Annotated in this window: 19 protein-coding genes and 1 pseudogene; 7 read left to right on the forward strand and 13 right to left on the reverse strand. The window is 73.0% G+C overall.

All coding sequences use genetic code 11. The features are described from left to right. Positions 1 to 114: 114 nt before the first annotated feature. From ACWD3E_RS04995 to ACWD3E_RS05010, 4 genes are all read right to left on the reverse strand, one after another. Entirely contained in the window at positions 115 to 738 is a 624-nt protein-coding gene (locus ACWD3E_RS04995) for a GntR family transcriptional regulator (RefSeq protein ID WP_094218213.1), read from the reverse strand. Positions 739 to 963: 225 nt separating this feature from the next. Next, a complete protein-coding gene (gene sucB, locus ACWD3E_RS05000; protein WP_451386122.1) occupies positions 964 to 2,748 on the reverse strand; it encodes a 2-oxoglutarate dehydrogenase, E2 component, dihydrolipoamide succinyltransferase in 1,785 nt (594 codons plus the stop codon). A gap of 61 nt (positions 2,749 to 2,809) precedes the next feature. Continuing rightward, a complete protein-coding gene (gene lpdA / locus ACWD3E_RS05005; protein WP_451386123.1) occupies positions 2,810 to 4,198 on the reverse strand; it encodes a dihydrolipoyl dehydrogenase in 1,389 nt (462 codons plus the stop codon). A 246-nt stretch (positions 4,199 to 4,444) separates the two neighbouring features. Beyond that, positions 4,445 to 5,971: a leucyl aminopeptidase gene (locus ACWD3E_RS05010; protein WP_451386124.1), complete on the reverse strand. Its 1,527-nt coding sequence runs from the start codon at positions 5,969 to 5,971 to the stop codon at positions 4,445 to 4,447. Between the two features lie 339 nt (positions 5,972 to 6,310). Between ACWD3E_RS05010 and ACWD3E_RS05015 the strand changes: the two genes are divergently transcribed. From ACWD3E_RS05015 to ACWD3E_RS05030, 4 genes are read left to right on the forward strand one after another with little or no spacing between them, the layout of a single operon-like run. Then, complete coding sequence (locus ACWD3E_RS05015; protein WP_451386125.1) at positions 6,311 to 8,347, forward strand: hypothetical protein; 2,037 nt, start codon at positions 6,311 to 6,313, stop codon at positions 8,345 to 8,347. 33 nt (positions 8,348 to 8,380) lie between these two features. Further along, positions 8,381 to 9,901, forward strand: a complete 1,521-nt coding sequence (pelF, locus tag ACWD3E_RS05020) for a GT4 family glycosyltransferase PelF (protein WP_451386126.1) — start codon at positions 8,381 to 8,383, stop codon at positions 9,899 to 9,901. Further along, positions 9,898 to 11,361, forward strand: coding sequence for a hypothetical protein (locus tag ACWD3E_RS05025; protein WP_451386127.1), 1,464 nt, complete (start codon positions 9,898 to 9,900; stop codon positions 11,359 to 11,361). The genes pelF and ACWD3E_RS05025 overlap by 4 nt, the downstream gene beginning before the upstream one ends. Further along, complete coding sequence (locus tag ACWD3E_RS05030) at positions 11,358 to 12,005, forward strand: spherulation-specific family 4 protein (protein ID WP_451386128.1); 648 nt, start codon at positions 11,358 to 11,360, stop codon at positions 12,003 to 12,005. The genes ACWD3E_RS05025 and ACWD3E_RS05030 overlap by 4 nt, the downstream gene beginning before the upstream one ends. Here the strand turns inward: ACWD3E_RS05030 and ACWD3E_RS05035 are convergent. Beyond that, on the reverse strand, positions 11,981 to 12,568 hold the full coding sequence (locus tag ACWD3E_RS05035; protein WP_451386129.1) for an RDD family protein: 588 nt from the start codon (positions 12,566 to 12,568) through the stop codon (positions 11,981 to 11,983). The two genes, ACWD3E_RS05030 and ACWD3E_RS05035, sit on opposite strands and share 25 nt — an antisense overlap. Positions 12,569 to 12,616: 48 nt before the next feature. Then, the gene (locus ACWD3E_RS05040) at positions 12,617 to 13,423 is read right to left on the reverse strand and encodes an adenosylcobinamide-GDP ribazoletransferase (RefSeq protein WP_451386130.1); all 807 of its coding nucleotides are present in this window, start codon (positions 13,421 to 13,423) and stop codon (positions 12,617 to 12,619) included. A gap of 60 nt (positions 13,424 to 13,483) precedes the next feature. Between ACWD3E_RS05040 and ACWD3E_RS05045 the strand changes: the two genes are divergently transcribed. Next, positions 13,484 to 14,248, forward strand: coding sequence for a hypothetical protein (locus ACWD3E_RS05045; RefSeq protein ID WP_451386131.1), 765 nt, complete (start codon positions 13,484 to 13,486; stop codon positions 14,246 to 14,248). Here the strand turns inward: ACWD3E_RS05045 and ACWD3E_RS05050 are convergent. The 3 genes from ACWD3E_RS05050 to cobT all read right to left on the reverse strand — a co-directional run bounded on the left by ACWD3E_RS05050 (position 14,188) and on the right by cobT (position 18,217). Beyond that, the gene (locus ACWD3E_RS05050; RefSeq protein ID WP_451386132.1) at positions 14,188 to 14,928 is read right to left on the reverse strand and encodes a hypothetical protein; all 741 of its coding nucleotides are present in this window, start codon (positions 14,926 to 14,928) and stop codon (positions 14,188 to 14,190) included. The genes ACWD3E_RS05045 and ACWD3E_RS05050 overlap by 61 nt on opposite strands. 10 nt (positions 14,929 to 14,938) lie before the next feature. Beyond that, positions 14,939 to 16,975 carry a phosphatidylglycerol lysyltransferase domain-containing protein gene (locus ACWD3E_RS05055; RefSeq protein WP_451386133.1) on the reverse strand — a complete coding sequence of 679 codons (2,037 nt, stop codon included), beginning with the start codon at positions 16,973 to 16,975 and terminating at the stop codon, positions 14,939 to 14,941. A 111-nt stretch (positions 16,976 to 17,086) separates the two neighbouring features. Beyond that, positions 17,087 to 18,217: a nicotinate-nucleotide--dimethylbenzimidazole phosphoribosyltransferase gene (gene cobT, locus ACWD3E_RS05060; RefSeq protein ID WP_451386134.1), complete on the reverse strand. Its 1,131-nt coding sequence runs from the start codon at positions 18,215 to 18,217 to the stop codon at positions 17,087 to 17,089. A 133-nt stretch (positions 18,218 to 18,350) separates the two neighbouring features. Here cobT and ACWD3E_RS05065 point away from each other — a divergent pair, with 133 nt between their 5' ends. Further along, entirely contained in the window at positions 18,351 to 19,328 is a 978-nt protein-coding gene (locus tag ACWD3E_RS05065; RefSeq protein ID WP_451386135.1) for a class I SAM-dependent methyltransferase, read from the forward strand. Between the two features lie 19 nt (positions 19,329 to 19,347). On the opposite strand, the pseudogene ACWD3E_RS05070 reads toward ACWD3E_RS05065, so the two are convergent. Then, positions 19,348 to 19,563: pseudogene (locus ACWD3E_RS05070) on the reverse strand (bifunctional adenosylcobinamide kinase/adenosylcobinamide-phosphate guanylyltransferase); the annotation flags it as partial. A gap of 32 nt (positions 19,564 to 19,595) precedes the next feature. Next, positions 19,596 to 20,798 carry a bifunctional adenosylcobinamide kinase/adenosylcobinamide-phosphate guanylyltransferase gene (locus tag ACWD3E_RS05075; RefSeq protein WP_451386136.1) on the reverse strand — a complete coding sequence of 401 codons (1,203 nt, stop codon included), beginning with the start codon at positions 20,796 to 20,798 and terminating at the stop codon, positions 19,596 to 19,598. Between the two features lie 90 nt (positions 20,799 to 20,888). On the opposite strand from ACWD3E_RS05075, the gene ACWD3E_RS05080 reads away from it, so the two are divergent. Further along, the gene (locus ACWD3E_RS05080) at positions 20,889 to 21,098 is read left to right on the forward strand and encodes a hypothetical protein (protein WP_451351687.1); all 210 of its coding nucleotides are present in this window, start codon (positions 20,889 to 20,891) and stop codon (positions 21,096 to 21,098) included. A 68-nt stretch (positions 21,099 to 21,166) separates the two neighbouring features. Here ACWD3E_RS05080 and ACWD3E_RS05085 read toward each other — a convergent pair whose 3' ends face one another. Both ACWD3E_RS05085 and ACWD3E_RS05090 read right to left on the reverse strand, forming a co-directional pair. Next, on the reverse strand, positions 21,167 to 21,868 hold the full coding sequence (locus ACWD3E_RS05085) for a class I SAM-dependent methyltransferase (RefSeq protein ID WP_451386497.1): 702 nt from the start codon (positions 21,866 to 21,868) through the stop codon (positions 21,167 to 21,169). 83 nt (positions 21,869 to 21,951) lie between these two features. Then, positions 21,952 to 22,548, reverse strand: a complete 597-nt coding sequence (locus tag ACWD3E_RS05090) for a DUF3043 domain-containing protein (protein ID WP_451386137.1) — start codon at positions 22,546 to 22,548, stop codon at positions 21,952 to 21,954. Positions 22,549 to 22,595: the final 47 nt, after the last annotated feature.

Consider the following 22,595-nt stretch of genomic DNA (forward strand, 5'->3'; position numbering starts at 1 on the left):
AGGGGGAAAACCTCTCGATTTGGAGAAAGTGGGCACCGAGTGCCTTCGATATGGGCACCCGGTGCCGTGTTTTGGGGAGGTTTTCGCAGGTGAGCGTGAGGATGCTCGACTGAATCAAGCCCGCGGGGCACAGCCCAGGACGTGTGCCTTCACCAGCTCGGCGATACGGGGATCCCGTCGCTTGAACGCCTGCACCAGCTCCTCGTGCTCCTCCGCGTACGACTGCTGCACCGTGCCCAGCCAGCGGATGGACAGCGCCGTGAAGACCTCGATGCCGAGGCCCTCCCAGGTGTGCAGCAGCACCGAGTTGTGCGCGGCGCGCACGAGCTCGCGGTGGAAGCCGACGGTGTGGCGGACCTGGGCCGTGCCGTCGGCCTTGCGGTCGGCCTCGTACAGGGCGAGGACGTGCGGTTCCAGGGCCGAGCAGTCCTCGGCGAGGCGGTCGGCCGCCAGCTCCGCCGCGATGGCCTCCAGGCCGGCTCGGACGGGGTAGCTCTCCTCCAGGTCGGCCGCGGTCAGATTGCGTACGCGGACGCCCTTGTTGGGGGCGGACTCGATCAGGCGGAGGGACTCCAGCTCGCGCAGTGCCTCGCGGACCGGGGTCTGGCTGACCTCCAGCTCGGTGGCGATACGCCGCTCCACGATGCGCTCGCCCGGCTGCCAGCGCCCGCTGACGATTCCTTCCACGATGTGCTCGCGGATCTGTTCGCGCAGCGAGTGGACGACGGGCGCGGTCATGAGGGCTCCTTAGGGAGGGCTTTGACGTTTAGACAATAAGGCCGGTTCGCTCCGCGGGTAGGGCCGACGGGGGTGCTTTTCTGCAGGTGAGACGAGACTTACACGCAACGTGTGCCGGCAAACACGAACGCCCCGCCCGGAGTGGCTCCGGACGGGGCGTCGTACAAGGCACAGGGTGCCAGGGGGTTACAGCCGAGCTCTACTTCGTTGAGATCCTCGACCCCGTCACAGGCCGAGCTCGACCTCGAACTCGCCCGCCTCCAGGATCGCCTTGACCGCCGTCAGGTAACGGGCCGCGTCGGCGCCGTCGACCAGGCGGTGGTCGTAGGAGAGGGTCAGGTAGGTCATGTCGCGGACGCCGATGACCGTGCCCTCCTCGGTCTCGATGACGGCCGGACGCTTGACCGTGGCACCGATACCGAGGATCGCGACCTGGCCCGGCGGCACGATGATCGTGTCGAACAGCGCGCCACGCGAACCGGTGTTGGAGATGGTGAAGGTCGCGCCGGACAGCTCGTCCGGGGTGATCTTGTTGGCGCGGACCTTGCCGGCCAGCTCCGCCGTGGCCTTGGCGATGCCCGCGATGTTGAGGTCGCCGGCGTGCTTGATGACCGGGGTCATCAGGCCCTTCTCGGAGTCCACCGCGATCCCGATGTTCTCGGAGTCGAAGTAGGTGATGGTCCCCTCGGCCTCGTTGATCTTGGCGTTGATGACCGGGTGGGCCTTCAGCGCCTGCGCGGCGGCCTTGACGAAGAACGGCATCGGGGAGAGCTTGACGCCCTCGCGCGCGGCGAAGGAGTCCTTGGCCTGGGCGCGCAGGCGCATCAGGCGGGTGACGTCGACCTCGACGACCGACGACAGCTGCGCCTGCTCGTGCAGCGCCTTGACCATGTTGTCGCCGATGACCTTGCGGATGCGAGGCATCTTGACGGTCTGGCCGCGCAGCGGGGAGACCTCCAGCGCCGGGGCCTTCTTCGCGGCGGCAGCGGCCGGAGCGGCAGCGGCGGGAGCCGGAGCGGCGGCGGCGGCCTTCGCGGCCTCGGCGGCGGCGATGACGTCCTGCTTGCGGATACGGCCGCCGACGCCGGTGCCCGTGACGGTGGCCAGGTCGACGCCGTTCTCGGCGGCGAGCTTGCGCACCAGCGGGGTGACGTACGCGCCCTCGTCGGTCGCCTGGGCGGCGGCCGGAGCGGCGGCGGGGGCCGGGGTGACCGGAGCCGGAGCGGCCGGGGCCACCGGAGCCGGGGCAGCGGCGGCGGGCGCCGGAGCCGGGGCGGCGGGGGCCGGGGCAGCCGGAGCCGCGGGGGCGGCCGGAGCCGGGGCCGGAGCGGCCGGGGCAGCGGCGGCGGGAGCCGGGGCGGCCGGGGCAGGGGCAGCGGCCGGAGCGGCACCCGGGGCGCCGATGACGGCGAGCTTGGCGCCGACCTCGGCGGTCTCGTCCTCGCCGACCACGATCTCCAGGAGCACGCCGGAGGCGGGCGCCGGGATCTCGGTGTCGACCTTGTCCGTGGAGACCTCGAGCAGCGGCTCGTCGGCCTCGACGGTCTCGCCGACGGCCTTCAGCCAGCGGGTGACGGTGCCCTCGGTGACGGACTCACCGAGCGCGGGCAGGACCACGTCGGTGCCGACGGCGGCACCGGCCGGGGCCGCGGCGGGGGCGGCAGCGGGGGCCGGAGCCGCGGGGGCCTCGGCGACCGGGGCCGGGGCGGGCTCGGCGGCCGGAGCCGGGGCCTCGGCAGCGGCGGGGGCCGGGGCGGCAGCAGGCGCGCCCGTGCCGTCGTCGATCACGGCCAGCTCGGCGCCGACCTCGACGGTCTCGTCCTCGGCGACCTTGATGGAGGACAGGACACCGGAGACGGGCGAGGGGATCTCGGTGTCGACCTTGTCGGTCGACACCTCCAGCAGCGGCTCGTCGGCCTCGACGCGCTCGCCCTCGGCCTTCAGCCAGCGGGTGACAGTGCCCTCGGTGACGCTCTCACCGAGCGCCGGAAGGGTTACGGAAACCGCCATGGTTTCGGTTGCTCCTTACGAATTACGGAAGTCTGTGTCGTCGCGCCCGTTGACCGAAGGCTCAGTCGTGGGAGTGCAGCGGCTTGCCGGCGAGCGCCAGGTGGGCCTCGCCGAGCGCCTCGTTCTGAGTCGGGTGGGCGTGGATGAGCTGAGCGACCTCGGCCGGCAGCGCCTCCCAGTTGTAGATCAGCTGGGCCTCGCCGACCTGCTCACCCATGCGGTCGCCGACCATGTGGACGCCGACGACGGCACCGTCCTTGACCTGGACGAGCTTGATCTCGCCCGCGGTCTTGAGGATCTTGCTCTTTCCGTTGCCCGCCAGGTTGTACTTCAGAGCGACGACCTTGTCCGCGCCGTAGATCTCCTTGGCCTTGGCCTCGGTGATACCGACGGAGGCGACCTCCGGGTGGCAGTACGTCACCCGCGGGACACCGTCGTAGTCGATCGGAACGACCTTCAGACCGGCCAGACGCTCCGCCACCAGGATGCCCTCGGCGAAGCCGACGTGCGCGAGCTGGAGGGTCGGGACGAGGTCACCGACGGCGGAGATGGTCGGAACGTTGGTCCGCATGTACTCGTCGACGAGGACGTAGCCGCGGTCCGTCGCGACCCCGGCCTCCTCGTAGCCCAGGCCCTGGGAGACCGGCCCGCGGCCGACGGCGACGAGGAGGACCTCCGCCTCGAACTCCTTGCCGTCCGCCAGGGTGACCTTCACGCCGTCCTGGGTGTACTCGGCCTTCTGGAAGAAGGTGCCGAGGTTGAACTTGATCCCGCGCTTGCGGAACGCGCGCTCGAGAAGCTTCGAGCTGTTCTCGTCCTCGACCGGGACGAGGTGCTTCAGACCCTCGATGACCGTGACGTCGGAACCGAAGGACTTCCACGCCGAGGCGAACTCGACGCCGATGACACCGCCGCCGAGGATGATCGCGGACTTCGGCACGCGGTCCAGGACGAGGGCGTGGTCGGAGGAGATGATCCGGTTGCCGTCGATCTCCAGGCCGGGCAGCGACTTCGGCACGGAGCCGGTCGCCAGCAGCACGTGGCGGCCCTGGATGCGCTGGCCGTTCACGTCCACGGAGGTGGGGGAGGACAGGCGGCCCTCACCCTCGATGTACGTCACCTTCCGGGACGCGATGAGGCCCTGCAGACCCTTGTAGAGGCCCGAGATCACGTCGTCCTTGTACTTGTGGACGGCCGGGACGTCGATGCCCTCGAAGGTCGCCTTGACACCGAACTGCTCGCTCTCGCGGGCCTGGTCGGCGATCTCGCCCGCGTGCAGCAGGGCCTTGGTGGGGATGCAACCCCGGTGCAGGCAGGTGCCGCCGACCTTGTCCTTCTCGATCAGGGCGACGTCCAGGCCCAGCTGCGCCCCGCGCAGGGCCGCGGCGTAACCACCGCTACCACCGCCGAGGATCACTAGGTCGAAAACGGTGCTGGCGTCGTTCGCCACGTCACGTCCTCCATGCATGTGCGCCGTGAGCCGGTCTTCGATGACCGACAGGCGGCTGGTGTCCGGCCGCTTGATGCTTCGGCCCTTCGGTGGGGGCCCTGTCCTGCCGGGCTCCATCTTTGCACTTGTTCGAGGCGGACGAGACGCGGGGCCAGGGTGTGACACATCGCACTGGGAGAGGGCAACCGGACAAAACGGCTCCGGAGTGAAGAACACCCCGGAGCCGTTACGGCAAAGCAATCAACCTCAGCCGAGGTCACCGGCCGCGGTGAGTTCCGCGAGCCGCACCAGCGTCCGCACCGCGCTGCCCGTACCACCCTTCGGCGTGTAACCGAACACGCCGCCCTCGTTGAAGGCCGGCCCGGCGATGTCCAGGTGCGCCCAGGTGATGCCCTCGCCGATGAACTCGCGCAGGAAGAGGCCGGCGACCAGGCCGCCGCCCATCCGCTCGCCCATGTTGGCGATGTCGGCGACCGCGGAGTCCATGCCCTTGCGCAGGTGCTCCGGCAGCGGCATCGGCCAGGCCGGCTCGCCGACCTCCTCCGCCGCCTCGTACACCGCGGTGCGGAAGGCGTCGTCGTTGGCCATGACACCGAACGTCCGGCTGCCCAGCGCCAGCATCATCGCGCCGGTCAGCGTGGCGACGTCCACGATCGCGTCCGGCTTCTCCAGCGAGGCCGCCCACAGCGCGTCGGCCAGGACCAGCCGGCCCTCGGCGTCGGTGTTGAGCACCTCGACGGTCTTGCCGCTGTACATGCGCAGCACGTCACCGGGACGGGTGGCGCTGCCGGAGGGCATGTTCTCGGCCAGCGCCAGCCAGCCGGTGACGTTGACCTCCAGGCCGAGCCGCGCGGCGGCGACGACCGCGGCGAACACGGCGGCGGCGCCGCTCATGTCGCACTTCATCGTCTCGTTGTGCCCGGCGGGCTTCAGGGAGATGCCGCCCGAGTCGTAGGTGATGCCCTTGCCGACGAAGGCCAGGTGCTTCTCCGCCGCCGGGTGCGTGTACGACAGCTTGACCAGGCGCGGGGCCGCGACCGAGCCGCCGCCGACGCCGAGGATGCCGCCGTAGCCGCCCTTGGTCAGGGCCTTCTCGTCGAGCACCTGCACCTTGATGCCGTGCTCCTTGCCCGCGGTCTGGGCGACGGCGGCGAAGGCCTCCGGGGTGAGGTCGTTCGGCGGCATGTTGATCAGGTCACGGGCGCGGTTCAGCTCCTCGCCGACCGCGAGCGCGCGGGCGACGGCCGCCTTGTGGGCCGCGTCGCGCGGCTTGCCGCCGAGCAGCGCGGCCTCGGCGAGCGGCGCCTTGCCGTTCTTGGCCTTGCCGTCCTTGCCGTTCTCCTTGTAGGCGTCGAAGGAGTACGCGCCGAGCAGCACGCCTTCGCTGATCGCGCCGATGGCGTCGGGGCCGTCGACGGGCAGGGCGAACGCGGCCTTCTTGGCGCCGGCGAGGGCACGGGCGGCCACACCGGCGGCCTTGCGCAGCGCCTCGGCTTCGTACTCGGCGTCCTTCTCGGGCTGCGCGCCCAGGCCCACCGCCAGCACGAGCGGCGCCTTGAAGCCGGCCGGGGCGGGCAGCTTCGTCAGCTCGCCCTCGGCACCCGAGGCGCCGAGGGTCTCCAGGAGACCGGCCAGCTTGCCGTCGTACGCGCTGTCCACGGCTTCGGCGCCCGGGGCGACGACGGGACCCTTGGCGCCCTTGGCGACGCCGATGACGATCGCGTCGGCCCGGAGGCCGGGCGCCGCGGCGGTGCTGAGAGTCAGAGCAGTCACGGTGGTGAATTCTCGCTTCCGATGTGAAGTTGCTGTGGCCGATGTGGGGTGGGTCGACCGGGCCCGAGAGCCGACCCTAGGTCCAGGCCTGGGGATACGTGGCACCGGGGCCTTCACCCTGTCGGCGAACACCCGGGACGAGACTACGCGCGTACGCCCGTTCGCTCATTCCTACGGCCGTTCACCTGTCCGTGGCGTCGTCGCAACTTCCGCCCCCGGCACACCGGTGCCCTGAGCCACACTCGTCGCGTTCCGGTGGGCCGTTCGGCCGCCGTTTCGCTTGATTTCACGGTCCCGCGCGGGTTCGGCCCCGGGGACCCGCTGGGGGAGGAACCCGTCATGGCACACCGCGCGCGCCGCTGGAGAACCGCGACCGTCACCGCTTCGGCGGCGGGACTGATCACCCTGGGGCTCGCCGCGCCCGGGGCGGGGGCGGCGGCCGAGCCGCGCATCGACCTGAGGGTGCTGGTGGTCGACGACGGCGGCAGCCAGGTCGCCGCGATCACGGCACAGCTGAGGAACGAGGGCGTCCCGTACACCACCGTCGACCTGGGCGACAGCGGCCGGCCCACCCTCACCGACGCCTTCCTGAGCGACACCGTGGGCGGCCGGCCCCGAGCGAAGTTCCAGGGCGTGGTCCTGCCGGACGAGGCCCCGTTCGGCGCGGGCTCCGCCGAGCAGACCGCCCTGGAGTCGTACGAGCGGACGTACGGCATCCCGCAGCTCGACGCCTACACCTGGGCCCACCCCGAGGTCGGCCTCGACTACACCGACGCGGGCGGCTACGCGGGCGGCCTCGACGGGCGGACGGCGACCGTCACCGCCGCGGGCCAGGCGGGGCCCTTCGGGTATCTCGCCGGCGCTTTCTCCTTCGAGGACAACTCGTCCTCGGTGCAGGAGAGTTACGGCTATGTCGCCCGGTCCCGCACCGGCTTCACCAGCTATGTGGACACCCCGGTCCCCGGCGGCACCGGCACCGGCAGCCTGCTCGGCGAGTACGCCCACGACGGGCGCCGCGAGCTGGTGGTGACCTTCGCCTACAACCAGTACCAGCAGCAGTTCCGGGTGCTGGCCCGCGGCATGGTCGAGTGGCTGACCCAGGGCGTGCACCTGGGCCAGGCCCGCAACTACTTCGCCGTGCACGTGGACGACGTCTTCGCGCCCGACGCCCGCTGGGACACCGTGCGCAAGTGCACGCCCGGCGACCTCGACTGCTCCGCCGGCGGCACCGACACGACCACCGAGATCCGTATGACCGCGGCCGACGCCCGGTACGCGGCCTCCTGGGAACGCAGCCACGGCTTCACCCTGGACCTGCTCTTCAACGCGGGCGCCGGGGAGGAGTGGAAGAGCGAGCACGGCGGCACCGACGCCCTGACCGACCAGCTGCTCGCGGACCGGGCCGCGTACCGCTGGGTGAACCACACCTACACGCACGAGTTCCTCGGCTGCGTGCAGGACACCTCGACCGTCCCGTGGAGCTGCGCGAAGAACGCGGACGGCTCGACGCGCTGGGTGAGCCGCTCCGACATCTCGGCCGAGGTCTACGACAACTACAGCTGGGCCCTCCGGCACGGCCTCTCCGTGGACCGCAGCGAACTCGTCACCGGCGAGCACTCGGGCCTGAAGACCCTGCCGCAGCAGCCCGACGACAACCCGAACCTCGCGCCCGCCCTGGCCGCGAACGGCGTGAAGTGGACCGGCTCGGACAACTCCCGCGAACCCGAGCAGCGGGCCGTGGGCAGCGGCACGCTCACCGTGCCGCGCTATCCGATGAACGTGTACTACAACGCCGGCACCAGGGCCGAGATGGCCGACGAGTACAACTGGGTCTACACGTCCAGGGCGGACGGCGGCAGCGGGCTGTGCGAGAACAACCCGACCTCCACCTGCCTGGACCGTCCGCTGGACACCGCCACCGGCTACACCGACCACATCGTGCCCGCCGAGGCGCACACCGATCTCGGGCACGTGCTGAGCAACGACCCGCGCCCGCACTACGCCCACCAGTCCAACCTGGCCGAGGACCGCATCCTCTACCCGGTCCTCGACCGCGTCCTCGCCGACTACCAGGCGCTGTTCGCCGCCAACACCCCGATCGTGAACCTGCGGGAGAGCGCGATCGGCACCGAGCTGAGCAACCGGGCCAAGTGGCAGACCGTGCTGGCCAACGGCAAGGTCACCGCCTACCGGATCGGCGACACGGTGACGGTCACCGCACCCGCCGGGACCCAGATCCCGGTGACGGCACCGGAGGGCACCGAGCAGCAACTGCTGCTGGGCACGACGACGTTCGGCACGGCGTACGCCGGCGAGCGCTCGGCGTGGGCGACACCGGGCCTGCTCCAGTCCGCTCTCACGCTGCAACTGCCGTAGGCCAGGGGGAAGCAGCACAGGGGGGATTGCGCGATGCGCAACGGCCGTCACATCACCATGCTCACCGAGGGCACCTACCCGCACGTCCACGGCGGGGTCAGCACCTGGTGCGACCAACTCGTCAAGGGCATGCCGGAAGTCCGCTTCCATCTCGTCTCGCTCACCGGCAGCGGCCGGGAACCCGTGAGCTGGGAGCTGCCGCCCAACGTCTACCGGCACACCAACGTGCCCACCTGGGGCCCCCGCCCCGGCCGGGCCCGCGCCCCGTACGGCAGTGCCCGGCGCCGCTTCACCGACGCCTACGAGCGCTTCCTCATGTCCTTCCTCGACCCGGCCGCGGGCTGCGACTTCGGCGAGGCGCTGTACGAGCTGGCCGAACTCGCCCGCGCGGGGCGCCTCGCGGCGGCCCTGAGCAGCGAGTCCGCGCTGCGCTCGCTGCAATGGATCTGGACGATGCCGCATCTGCCGACGGCGGCGGCCCGGCCCACCGTGCACGACGCCCTGACCGCCACCGACCTGCTGGAACACGCCCTGCGCCCGCTGGGGGTGCGGATCCCCGAGGACTCTGTGGCGCACGCCGTCAGCAGCGGCCTGGCGACCCTGCCCGCGCTCGCCGCCCGTCACTTCGACGGCGTGCCGTTCCTGCTCACCGAGCACGGGATCTATCTGCGCGAGCGCTACCTCGGTTACGGCCGTGACCAGCAGCGCTGGCCCGTGAAGGCGTTCATGCTCGGCTTCTACCGTGAACTGAATTCACACGGCTACCGCGCGGCCGATCTGATCACACCGTGCAACCAGTACAACCGCCGCTGGGAGGAGCGCGGCGGCGCCGACGCCGACCGGATCCGCACGGTCTACAACGGCGTCGACCCGTACGCCTTCCCGCACGCCGGACCCGAACCCGACACCCCCACCCTCACCTGGTGCGGCCGGGTCGACCCCATCAAGGACCTGGAGACCCTGCTGCGCGCCTACGCCCTGGTCCGCGCCGAACTTCCCGAGACCCGGCTGCGCCTGTTCGGCCCGGTCCCGCCCGGCGGCGAGGCCTACCACACCCGTCTGGAGAAGCTCGCCGCCGAACTCGGCGTCACCGACGGCCTCACCTTCGAGGGCCGCATCAGCGAGGTCTGGCGCGCCTACGCGGCCGGGCACATCGTGATGCTGTCCTCCGTCTCGGAGGGCTTCCCGTTCTCCATCATCGAGGCCATGTCCTGCGGCCGTACGACGGTCTCGACGGACGTCGGCGGGGTGCGCGAGGCCGTCGGCGACACCGGCCTCGTCGTCCCGCCCCGCGAGCCCGAGAAGATGGCCGCCGCCGCGCTCACCCTGCTGCGCGACGACGAACGGCGGCTGCGGCTGGGGGAGTCGGCCCGGCAGCGGGTGGTCGACCGGTTCACCCTGCGCCGCTCGGTGGACAACTTCCGCACCATCTACCAGGAACTCGCCGGGCTCCCCGAGCGGTACGAGCCCAGCGTCGAGACGGTCGCCGACTGGACCGCGGAACTGCACGACCCCTGGTACGCGGCCGTCGCCACGGACGGGACCGCCTGGTGAGCCAAGCAGTCCGCACGCTGCCCGCGGTCCCCCGGCGCAGCAGACCCGGCGGGGCCCAGTCCGACCCGATCGGCGAACTCTCCCGGGACCTTGAGGAGTTCGTCTCGGCCGCCGTCCACCCCGACGAGATCGCGGCCCTGCTGGAGTCCGACGGCCTGTCCGACGAGCAGATCCGCGAACGCTACGGCGTCGCCAACTCCTTCGCGCTCGCCGAGGAGTTGTACGCACGCACCCCGCGCCGCCACCCCGAGCCGGAGGGCCCGCCCCCGGACCCCTGGCGGATCGGTCTGCCCGGCTGCCTGCTGCGCGGGCTGGTCTTCGCCCTGCCCGGCTTCGCCTACGTCCTCGGCGCCCCGCTGCTCGCCGGCCCGCACGACGTCTCCGGTCTCCCGCCCGGCACCCGCACCCTGCTGGCCGGCGCCCTGTGCGACTGGGCCTGGAACCAGGGGCTCGCCCACCGCGCCTACTCCTGGCTGGGCCTGGGCGACCGCCCGGCCGCCCGCCGCTGCCTGCTGTTCGGCACCCCGGCGGGCATGCTCCTCGGCACGCTGGCCGCCTTCGCCGCGGCGGGCACCGGGCACCCGGCGGCCGTCGCGTTCGCCGCCGGGCAGTCCTGCTACCTGGGCGCGTCCGGGACCTTGCTGGTGATGGGCCGGGACCGGGCCCTGCTGGCGGCTCTGCTCCCGATGACACTGGGCGCGCTGTTGGCCCTGACCCACCCGATCCCGATGCCCGCGCGCCTGCTCCTCCTCCTTACCTCGCTCACCGCAGTGGCTGTGCTCGGTTTCCTCGAGGTGGCTCGGGACGGCAGCGCCCCGAAGGCGAACGCCCTGAAGACCAGCGCCCTGAAGACGAGCGCCCTGAAGGGGAGCGGTCCCCGTCTCCTGGCGTCCCTGCCCTACGCCGTGTTCGGCCTCGCCAGCGGCGTCCTGGTCGTCTACGCGGCCCTCGGCGACATCCTGGCCGGAGCCGGGCGCAGCGGTGTCGCGGCCCCCGCGACCGTGTCGCTCACGCTCAGCATGGGACCCGCCGAATGGCTGCTGTACCGCTTCCGCAGCGGCGGTCTGGCCGCCCTGCGGGCCAGCGGCAGCGCGCGGGCCTTCCGGCGGGCCACGGGCGCCACCCTGGCCCGCTGCCTCTCCGGCTACCTGGCCGTCCTGCTCGCCCTCGCCCTCGCCACCATCGCCCTGTGGCCGCACACCCCCGCCCCCTCCGGCGTACGCCTCGCCGGGCTGCTCGCGCTCGGTGTGGTGCTGTGGACGGGGCTGGTGCTCCAGTCCTTCGGCGCGCTCCTCGGCGCGAGCGCCGTGTGCTGCGCGGCGGCCCTCGCCCAGACCCTCGCCCTGCTCACCCACGCGGCCGGTCCGCACGTGGTCGCCCTCGCCGTGTACGGCGCCGCGGCGCTCGCCCAGGCCGCCCTCGTCCGGGGACTGTTGGGAAGGGCGACCGCGCACCGATGAGCACCCTGCTGGTCCCGTACTACGAGCACCCGTCCGTCCGCCCCGCCGAATGGGCGGCGATCCGTGACGCCGCGCCCCGCCTGTACGGCGTCGTTCTCAACCCGGCCAGCGGCCCCGGCGACCGCCCCGACCCGGCCTTCGCCGAGACGGCCGACCAACTACGGACGGCGGGCGTGACGCTGTTCGGCTACGTCGACACCGGCTACGGCCACCGGCCGTACGGCGACGTCGTACGCGACCTGGCCCGCCACCGCGCCTGGTACGGCACCCAGGGCTGCTTCTACGACCAAGTGGCCTCGGGCACCGGCGAGTTCCCGCACTACGAGCGGCTGTCCCTGGTGGCCCGGGCCCTGGGCTGTGCCACCATCGCCCTCAACCACGGCACCCCGCCGCATCCCGCGTACGCGGCGCTCGCCGAGCTCCTGGTCACCTTCGAGGGCCTGTGGACGACGTACCTCCGGCTCCCCGCCCAGCCCCGGAACTACCCGGGCACCCGGCTCTGCCACCTGGTGTACGGCGTTCCGCCCGGCGCCGATGTGGCCGGGCCGGCCCGTGCCTGGGGCGCCGCCGTGCACTGCGCGGTGCCCGGCGCGGGCGCTCACCCCTGGGGCACGCTGCCCTACGGAGTGGCCCCGGCCCGCTGAAACGCGCCCTCGACCGAGGTGCCGGCCAGCCGGTCGGCGAGGGAGCGGCGGCTGGGCAGCAGGACCGACAGCGCGTTGCCGAGGAACAGCAGCACCGCCGCCGCCCACACCAGCGCCGAGAGCATGAACTGGCCCTCGATCAGCAGCACGCAGGCCAGGGCGTACACGGCGACGTCGGCGGCGGTGGTGACGGCGGCCCGGCGCGCGGCGCGGCGGGACACGCGCGGGCTGACCCGCAGACCGAGCAGGCCCTTGCCGAGGGTGCGGCCGAGCAGGCCGAGACAGGCCCACTGGTAGAGGAACGTGACGACGACCAGCGCCGCGAAGGCCTCCTCCACGTCCAGCACCGCCTTGTCCCACAGCGACAGACCGAGCGTCCGCGAGGCGTCCACGACGTCGCCGCGCGAGGTCAGCAGGTCGAAGCCGCCCCGCGTGGCCAGCTCCGGCACGTCGGTGACGAGGGCGGTGATCCGGTGGAAGGTGAGCACGGCGAGCAGCGAGGCCGCTGCCACCACCAGCCCGAAGTCGATGAACCAGGCCACGGCACGGCGCAGCTTCAGCACGGAAAATCCCCCGATCACACCCGTCTTGTCCGTGTACGGGCGAAGATCCTAACGGCCGAAGGAGAGCACCACCAACGCGGTGGTCGCGGCCGTCTCCGCGAGGGCACCGAAGACATCGCCGGTGACCCCGCCGAAGCGGCGCGTGCAGTGCCCGAGGAGGAGTTCGGCCACGAACACCGCGCCGATCACGGCGAACGCGGCGCGCGCGCTCTCGTACCCGCCGAGGCAGGCGCCCGCCGCCCCGGCCGCCGCGACCACCCCGGCCGCCACGGCCACCGCCGTGCCCCGGGGCACCACCCCGGCGACCGCCGCGCCCAGCCCCTCCGGGCGGGCGGGCGGCACTCCGGTGCGGGCGGCCAGGGTCAGCGCGAGCCGGGCGGCGCTCGCCGAGACGACGGCGGCCAGCGCGCCCTCGGCCCACGAGCCGTCGTACGCCCGCGCCAGCGCGGCCACCTGGGCCAGCAGCACGAAGACGAGGGTGATCACGCCGAACGGGCCGATGTCCGACTGCTTCATGATCCGCAGCGCGTCCTCAGCGGGCTTGCCGCTGCCCAGCCCGTCCGCGGTGTCGGCGAGCCCGTCCAGGTGCAGGCCCCGGGTGAGCGCGGCCGGTACGGCGGCGGAGGCGACGGCGGCGAGCAGCGGGCCGGCACCCAGGTAGAGCAGCAGCAGCCCGAGCCCGGCCGCACAGCCGCCCACGACCAGCCCGGCCACCGGCGCGGCCAGCATGCCCCCGCGTGCGGCCCGCCGGTCCCAGCGGTACACCGGGACGGGCAGCACGGTGAGCGTGCCGAATGCGAAGCGCAGGCCGTCGAAGCGCGAGGTCGAACGCGAGGTCGAAGGGGTCTCGGTCACCGGCGCAGGGTACCCGGGAGTCACGGGGCCCCTCCCCAAGGGCCGGGATACAGTGCGCATATGGGGCATTGGTTGCAGCGGAACATCATCGAGCCGGGCAAGCTCCCGCTGCTGCTCGCCCTCACCGCGTTCGTGCTCACCTTCGTGGTCACCCGGGTCATCACCCGGCTGATCCGGGCCGGAAAGGGCCCGTTCGGCAACGTCAAGGCGGGCGGGCTGCACATCCACCATGTCGTCCCCGGGGTCCTGCTCACCCTCATCGGCGGCTTCGGGGCCGTCGCCGCCGGCCGGCAGGGCGTGGGAGGGGCCGTCTCGGCCGTCCTCTTCGGCATGGGCGCGGGCCTCGTCCTGGACGAGTTCGCGCTGATCCTGCACCTGCACGACGTCTACTGGACCGAGGAGGGCCGCAAGAGCGTCGAGGTGGTCGTGCTCACCGCGGCCCTGGTCGGGCTGCTGCTCGCCGGGTTCTCACCGTTCGGCGTCAACGACCTGTCCCAGGAGGAACTCCAGAGCCGGGGCACGGTCATCAGCAACATCGCCGGGAACTTCCTCTTCTCGGTCGTCGCGCTGAGCAAGGGCAAGGCCCGCCTCGCCGTCTTCGGGGTGGTCGTGCCCCTCGTCGCCCTCTTCGGCGCCGTCCGGCTGGCCCGCCCCGGCTCCGTGTGGGCCCGCCGCTTCTACGGCAACCGCCCGCGCGCCCGCGCCAAGGCGTCCCTGCGCGCCTACCGCCACGACCGCCGCTGGGCACGGCCACGGCGCGCCCTTCAGGACTGGATCGGCGGCAAGCCCGACCCGCGCCCGGTGCGTCTGCCCCACCGACGGTGACCGGACCGCAGCCGGTGCCGGAACCGGTGCGGGTGGCGGTGCCGCAACGCGGCCGCCAGGCACAGCGCGCCCACGGCGGTCAGCGCGGCCAGGTGCTCCTTGCCCGCCAGGTTCTCCTTGACCAGCACCTCGACCACTATCGACAGGGTCACCGCACCCGCCGTGACATAGGCGCCGTACCGCCAGGCCAGGAACACCGCGAGCCCCACGACGGCCGCCGACGGGCCGGTGTCCACCACCTGCGCGTCCGTGGCGGGCAGTCCGAACGGCGCGTGCGGGCCGAGGGCGATGCCCACGCGCGCGTACAGCGTCCCGGCGAGCGTGGCGACGTACGCGATGACCAGAGTCCGCCACCAGCCCAGGCACAGCTCGGCGATCCCGAACACGACCAGGACCTGCGCCAGCGCGCCCCACACCGGCAGGTCCAGCGCCGGCACGAACAGCGACAGGGGAGTGCGCAGCAGGGCCAGCACCAGTGGGTCCGCGGCCCGTACTGCGCCCAGGCCCTGCACGGGCCGGTAGCCCCACGGCTGGTTCTGCACGACCTGCAGCAGCGCCGTCAGGCACACCGCCCCGACGGTCATCGGCAGCGCCTGCAGACCCCGCTTCGCCAGGGGCTCGCGTGCCGTGACGTACAACAGCTCCCACTCGGCCCTGGCCCACCGGGCGAGCGTGTTCATCGGGAGTTCCTCATCGGTGCGTGTCCAGATGCCTGCGGTGCAGCCACTTCGGCAGGCCCGGCGCCGCGGAGCCTGCCGCCGGATTCCCGTCTGCCCCGCGACGCCTGGCACGCACTCCCCCAGAGGGGGCACCCCCAGCCGCGTTGCCGGAGCGTCCACGTGACTCCTCCCCCACGCTCGAACACGCTCGCGCGGGGGGACCCCCATCGCGGCCGCTCCGGCGCCTTGCGATCGCACGCACCAGACGCCGCGGGGCCCGCCCTGCGGGCGGACGACGCGACTCCGGCGACAGGCCCCCCAGAAAGCCCTCCGCGCGGGCCGAGGCGAGGCCGATGCGTGGCAGGTCCGCGCTCTTCTCGAAGAGCAGGAACCGCGGTTCCCAGATCGGCCGGTACTTGGCATTGGCACGGTACAGCGACTCGATCTGCCACCACCGGGAGAAGAAGCTGAGCAGCGACCGCCACAGCCTGAGCACCGGACCGGCGCCGAGGCGCGCGCCGCGTTCGAAGACCGACCTGAACATCGCGAAGTTGAGCGAGACCTGCGTGATCCCGAGCTCCGGGGCCCGGCGCAGCAGCTCGATGACCATGAACTCCATCAGCCCGTTGTCGGAGTCCCGGTCGCGCCGCATGAGGTCGAGCGAGAGCCCGTGCGGCCCCCACGGCACGAAGGAGAGCAGCGCGCGCAGCCGGCCCTCGGCGTCCGAGCACTCCAGCATCACGCACTGCCCGTCCTCGGGTTCCCCGAGCCGCCCCAGCGCCATGCTGAAGCCCCGCTCGGTCGCCCCGTCCCGCCAGTCGTCCGCGCGTCTGACGAGGTACGCCATCTCGTCCGCCGGGCTGACCGGGATGTCCTCGTGCCGCCGGATCCGCACCTCGTACCCGGCCCGCTTGACCCGGTTGTAGGCCTGCCGGACGGTGCGCATCGCCCGTCCCTCCAGCGTGAACTCGGCGACCTCCACGATCGCCTCGTCCCCGAGCTCCAGGGCGTCGAGACCGTGCCGGGCGTAGATCGTCCCCGCCTCCTCGCTCGCCCCCATCACCGCCGGGATCCACCCGTGCGCCCGCGCCTGGTCGAGCCACGGTGTGATCGCCCCCGGCCAGGCCTCCGGATCCCCGATCGGATCCCCGGAGGCGAGGCTGACCCCGCCGACGACGCGATAGGCGACCGCCGCCTTCCCGGTCGGCGACCACACCACGCTCTTTTCCCGGCGCAGCGCGAAGTAGCCGAGCGAGTCCCGGTCGCCGTGCCGCTCCAGCAGGGCCCGCAGCCGCTTCTCGTCGTCCTCGGTGAGCGGGTCGACGGCCCGCCGGGAGCGGAAGGCGGCGTACAGCACGGCGAGGACGAGGACCGTGCTGAGCACGTTGATCGCCACGTTGACCCAGTTGGGCGGGGCGATGCCGGGGAAGTGGTTCTCGTCGGCGGCCACCGACACCAGCCGCAGGGTGCCGTAGTGCCAGCGCTCCAGGAAGGTCGAACGGCCCGCGTCCGGCGCCTGGTTGGTGACCGTCACCAGCAGCCCGGCCAGCAGCGAGGCGAGCAGCCCGCCGCCGACGGCGACGGACGCGGCGAGCCGCGGGTTGGACCGGTCGCCCTTGGCGTAGAACTCCCGGCGGCCGACGAGCAGCGCGCCGACGAAGACGGCCGTCAGCACCAGCGAGATCCAGTTCTGCGCGTACTGCCGGATCTCCGGGAACGCCATGGCGAACGCGAACAGCGCGAGGAAGGCCCCGCTGAGCACGAGGTTGAGAATCCACGCGGCCCGCTTCCTGCGCCGCATGGTGATCGCCAGGAACGCGGTGAACACCCCGGAGGCGAAGCCGGCCGTCAGCAGGTACGGCGTGAAGTAGTTCTCCTGGTTGTGCCGGCGCACGTCCTGGCCCAGCGAGACCCAGGCCGCACTGAGGAAGTTGACGAAGGCGACGGCCCGCAAGTACCAGACGGCGAAGGCGGCGGCACGCCGAGAGGCCCCGCCGCCCGGCCGCCCCTGCTCACTGGACCGCTCCGGCTCGGCTTGCTGCACAACGGCAATTCGGGCATCTCCCATGAGGGAGGATCATATGGGCGCCCCGGTTGTGAGCCGCGTTAATCGCCCGGCGGGCCTTGCCGGGCTCGGGTCCCCGCCGGCTGCGCCCGCCCCTCCGGCTGCTCCTGTCCTCTACTCCTGCCCCTCCGGCTGCTCCTGCCCCTCCGGTTCCTTCTCGTCCTCGGGCTCCTTCTCGTCCTCGGGCTCGTTCCCGGCCTCCGGCTTCTCCGGCAGCTCGGCCGCCAGCGCGGCGGCGGCCTGGACCAGCGGCAGCGCCAGCAGCGCGCCGACGCCCTCGCCGACCTTCACGCCCTGGTCCAGCAGCGGCTCCAGAGCCATCCGGTCCAGCGCCTTCGCCTGCCCCGGCTCCCCGCTGTCGTGCCCCGCCAGCCACCAGTCCGGCGCCCGGAACGCGATCCGCTGCCCGACCAGCGCGCACGCGGCGGCCACGACCCCGTCGAGGACCACCGGCAGCTTCCGTACCGCACACTGCAGCAGGAACCCGGTCATCGCGGCCAGATCCGCCCCGCCGACCGTCGCCAGCAACTGCAACTGGTCCCCGAGCACCGGCCGGGCCCGCCGCAGCGCGTCCCGGATCGCCGCACACTTGCGCATCCACGCCAGGTCGTCGATCGCGAGTCCGCCCCGCCCGGTCACCACGGACGCGTCGGTCCCGCACAGCCCCGCGACCAGCACCGCAGCCGCCGTCGTCCCGCCCACGCTCACGTCGCCGAGCACCACGAGGTCGGTCCCCGAGTCGGCCTCCTCGTCGGCGACCGCGACACCCGCCCGGAACGCCGCCTCGGCCTCCTCCAGCGTCAGCGCGTCCTCGATGTCGATACGACCGCTGCCGCGCCGCACCCGGTGCCGTACGACCTCCTCCGGGAAGGCGTCCGGCGCGCAGTCCAGAGCCATGTCCACGACCCGCACGGGCACGCCGAGCCGCCGCGCGAGCACCGCCACCGGGCTGCCGCCCTCCAGTACCGCCCGCACCAGCTCCCCGGCGCTGCCCGCGGGGCGCGCGGAGACGTCGAGGGAGGCGATGCCGTGGTCACCGGCGAAGAGGACCACGCGCGGCCGTTCGACGGGTCGTACCGGTACGGTGCCCTGCGCGGCGCAGAGCCACTCGCCGAGTTCGTCGAGGCGCCCGAGCGACCCGGGCGGCACGATCTGGCGCTCACGCCGGGACTCGGCGTCACGGCGCACGCCGCCGTCCGGGCGCTCGATCAGATCGGTGAAGTCGTCCAGATTAAGGCTGCTCATTCGCCGAACAGTACCGGCAGCGGACCGGCGCCTCCGCGCCACATCTCCACCACACACCCACCACGTCTTTGCACCCAAGATCGGTATCCCATACGTTCCGCTTTACAGCGGAATGTCGCACAGGGAGCCGCCCATGCCGACCTCGCCCCCCACACCCTCTGTCCCGCAGGCCGCCGGCCCGTTCCACGAGCCGCGCCGCGAGGACTGCCCCTGGTGCGGCTCCGGGCAGCTGCGCACCCGGCTGCGCGGCCCGGCCCCCGGCCGGCGCAATCCCGGCACCTTCGTCGTGGACGAGTGCCGCGACTGCGGGCACGCCTTCCAGAACCCCCGGCTCACGGCGGAGGGACTCGCCTTCCACCACCGCGACTTCTACGAGGGCCACCTGGAGGACTTCGCCGAACGCATCCTCTCCACCCGGGCGGTGCGCCGCCGGCACCGGGCCGCGGCTCGCGCGATCCTGCCGCTGTGCGAGCCGGAGAGCTGGCTGGACGTCGGCACCGGGCACGCCCGCTTTCCCGAGACGGCGAAAGAGGTCTTCGTCTACACCTCCTTCGACGGCCTCGACCTCACCCCCCGCGTCGAGAGGGCCCGGCTCGCAGGCCGCGTCGAGGAGGCCCACCAGGGCCGGCTCACCGATCCCCGGGTGCGGGCCCGGCTGCGCTCCCGCTACGACGTCGTGAGCATGTTCCACCACCTGGAGCACACCCCCGACCCGCGCGCCGAACTCCACGCGGCCCTCGGCGCGCTCCGGCCCGGCGGCCACCTCCTTGTCGAAGTCCCGGACCCGCACAGCGCGTTCGCGACCCTGCTGGGCAAGTGGTGGCTGCCCTACGGCCAGCCGAGCCACCTGCACCTGATGCCCCTGGGCAACCTCCACACGGAACTGGAGACCCAGGGCTGCACGATCGTCACCACCGACCGCAGGGCCCCGCACATCCCCTACGACTTCTCGGCGGCCGTCTCCCTGGCCCTGGCCCACGGCCCGCTGCGCTGGGCGACACCCCCGGTCCTCGCCGCGGCCACGGCCGTGGACCACATCCTGGCCCCCGTCCTCCGCCGCACCCGCTTCTCGAACGCGTACCGCATCATCGCCCGCAAGGGCGCCCGGTAACGCCGCCGCCGGCGACTTCTCAGCCCCGCAGGACCAGCGCCTGTCCGGCGACCACCAGCAGCACCTGCTCGCACTCCGCCGCGAACGCCGCGTTCAGCCTTCCGAGTTCGTCCCGGTAGCGCCGTCCCGAGGGTGTGGCGGGGACGATGCCCGAGCCGACCTCGTTGGACACCGCGACCACGGTCCGCCGGGTGGCCCGTACCGCCTCCGTCAGCTCCCGCATCATCGCCCGCAAGGGCGCCCGGTAACGCCGCCGCCGGCGACTTCTCAGCCCCGCAGCACCAGCGCCTGTCCGGCGACCACCAGCAGCACCTGCTCGCACTCCGCCGCGAACGCCGCGTTCAGCCGCCCGAGTTCGTCCCGGTAGCGCCGTCCCGAGGGTGTGGCGGGGACGATGCCCGAGCCGACCTCGTTGGACACCGCGACCACGGTCCGCCGGGTGGCCCGTACCGCCTCCGTCAGCTCCCGCACCCGCTCCCGCAGCGCCTTCTCCCCGCCGCCCGCCCACTCCGCGTCGTCCCACGCCCCCACCGCGTCCATGGCGTCCGTCAGCCACAGCGACAGGCAGTCGACCAGCAGCGGCGGTCCGTCCTCGGCCAGCAGCGGCACCAGGTCGGTCGTCTCCGCCGTACGCCACGACCCCGGCCGCCGCTCCCGGTGCGCGGCCACCCGCTCCGCCCACTCGCCGTCTCCGCCGCGCGTCCCGCCGGTCGCCGCGTACAGCACGTCCGGGAAGGCCTCCAGGCGCCGCTCGGCCTCCACCGACTTCCCCGAGCGCGCTCCGCCCAGCACCAGCGTCCGGCGCGGCACGTCCGGCACCTCCTCGTACGCGCCCACCACCAGCGTCGTACCGTCCGGCACCGCCCGCGCCCCGGCCGCCGCCAGCCGCCGCCTCAGCTCCGTGCCCTGCGGCACGTCGTGGTCGAGGTGGACGGCCACGACGTCCGTGGTCGGCGTGAGGGAGCCGACCTCGCGCAGCCGGGCCAGCGCGTCCGGGCGGTCCACGACGTCGGCGAGGATCATGTGGTACGTCTCCGCGCGCGCCTCCTCCAGACCGGCCGGCGCCCCGCCCGGCGGCAGATACAGCAGCCGCTGCCCGTCCGGGCCGGTCACCGCGTACCCGGTACCGCCGGCGTCCATCGCCACGGCCCGCACCCGATGCCCCGTCAGCAGCGCCAACTCCCGCCCGTCCGGCACCCGGCCCGGCTGCGGCAGCCCGGCCGGCACGTCCACCACCGGCCCCTCGTGCGGATGCGACAGCAGCACCTGTGCCACCCCGCCCAGCGAATGCCCGGCCCGCGCCGCCGCGAACGCCGCCCCGGGCGTCAGGTCGAGCAGCAGCGCCCCGTCCACCAACACCGCGGTGGCCGCCCGCGCGTTCGGCCCGAGCGTCGTCGCGCAGACGGCACAGGGACAGTCGGGGCGAGGCAGTCCCGCGGGGGCTCCGGTACCGAGCAGAGTGATTTCCACGAACTGATTTTCCCTCCCTTTCAACAGTCCCTGCAGGTCTTGCGCATCCGACTAGGCTCTCAGCAGGAGTTGGATCACAAGGAGGCCTACATGGCGGCATGGACGTGGCGGTTCGAGAAGGCCGACGGGACGGAGGTCCAGCCCGCGGTGGAGCCGGAGGAGTTCACCACGCAGGGGGACGCCGAGTCCTGGATCGGGGAGCAGTGGAAGGCGCTGCTGGAGGGCGGCGCGGACCAGGTGCGGCTGTACGAGGACGGCACCGAGATCTATGGCCCGATGAGCCTGCACGCCGACGCGTAGGCCCCTGGGCTGACCGAGGTGAGGAGGGGCACCCTCCCACTCCCCTCCTCACTGCTCGCCCAGCGGGCTCAGCCGCGTACCCCGCACAGATGCAGCAGCGCGGCCACCCGGCGGTAGGGGTCCGTGCGTCCGGCCCGCTCCTCGGCGGCCAGCAGGGTGTCCAGGTCGGCGGGGATCGGCGCGTCGTCCGCCGCCGTGTCGGTGAAGACCCGTACGCCGTACCAGGCGTGCAGCGGCGCCCCGATCCCGGCGAGCGTGGCGGTGAGGGTGGCCAGCCGGTCGGCGCGTACGTCCAGGCCCAGGCGATTGCGATAAGCAGTGGTGTCGAAGGCGGCCAGGGCGCCCGCCCAGTCCCCGGACAGGCCGGGCCGCATGGCGAGCGCGTCGCCGTTGCGCACGAGGAGGGACAGCAGCCCGCCCGGGGCGAGCATCCGGGCCAGCCCGCCCACCAGCAGGTCGGGATCCTCGACGTACATCAGGACGCCGTGGCACAGCACCACGTCGAAGCTGCCGGGCAGGAAGTGCACGCCGGTGTCCCGGCCGTCGCCCTGCACCAGCCGTACCCGCTCGCGGATGCCCTCCGGCTCGGCGGCCAGGGCCTCGCGCGCGGCGGCGACCATCGTCGCGTCCTGCTCGACACCCGTCACCTGGTGGCCGAGCCGGGCCAGCCGCAGGGCCTGCGTGCCCTGGCCCATGCCCACGTCGAGCACGCGCAGTCGCTGCCCGACCGGGAAGCGCCCGGCTATCTGCTCGTCCAGCTGCCGGGCCACCAGCTCCTGCCGTACGACCTCACGCAGCCCGCCCAGCATCTTCAGCCACGACTCGGCCGCGCCGCCCGTGAAAGCGTCTGCGCTCAGGGCCGCTCTCCGCGCTTGACCTGCGGCTTCGGCAGCCGGAGCCGGCGCATCTGGAGGGAGCGCATCAGGGCGTAGGCGACCGCGCCCTTGGTGTTCTGGCCCGGGAAGCGCTCGGCCAGCCGCTTCTTCAGCCGGAAGCCGCTGAAGGCCGCGTCGAGCACGATCAGCACGATCACGATCAGCCACATCAGCAGCGCGACCGTCTGGATGGCGGGGACCCGCACGACGGTCAGCACGAGGATCACCACGGCGAGCGGCAGGAAGAACTCCGCCACGTTGAACCGCGAGTCGACCCAGTCCCGGGCGAACCGGCGGACCGGGCCCTTGTCACGGGCCGGCAGGTACCGCTCGTCGCCGCTGGCCAGCGCCTCGCGCTGGCGGGCCAGCGCCTGGCGGCGCTCCTCGCGCTGGCGCTTGGCGGCGTCCTTGCGGTTCGTCGGGGTGCTGGCGACGCTGCGGCGCTGGGCCTGGGCCTCACTGCGCTTGGGCGTGGGCCTGCCCTTCTTGGCCTGCGGGTCACGGGGCTGCTTGGAGTCGGTCACCTGCGCCTTGTCGGCGGGGGCCTTCTCTTCCTTGGCACGGCTACGGAACACAAAACCCAAGGGTACGGGCTGCACCGGCATGGACCCCAGCCGACCGG

It is taken from the genome of Streptomyces sp. NPDC002676, from assembly GCF_053592455.1.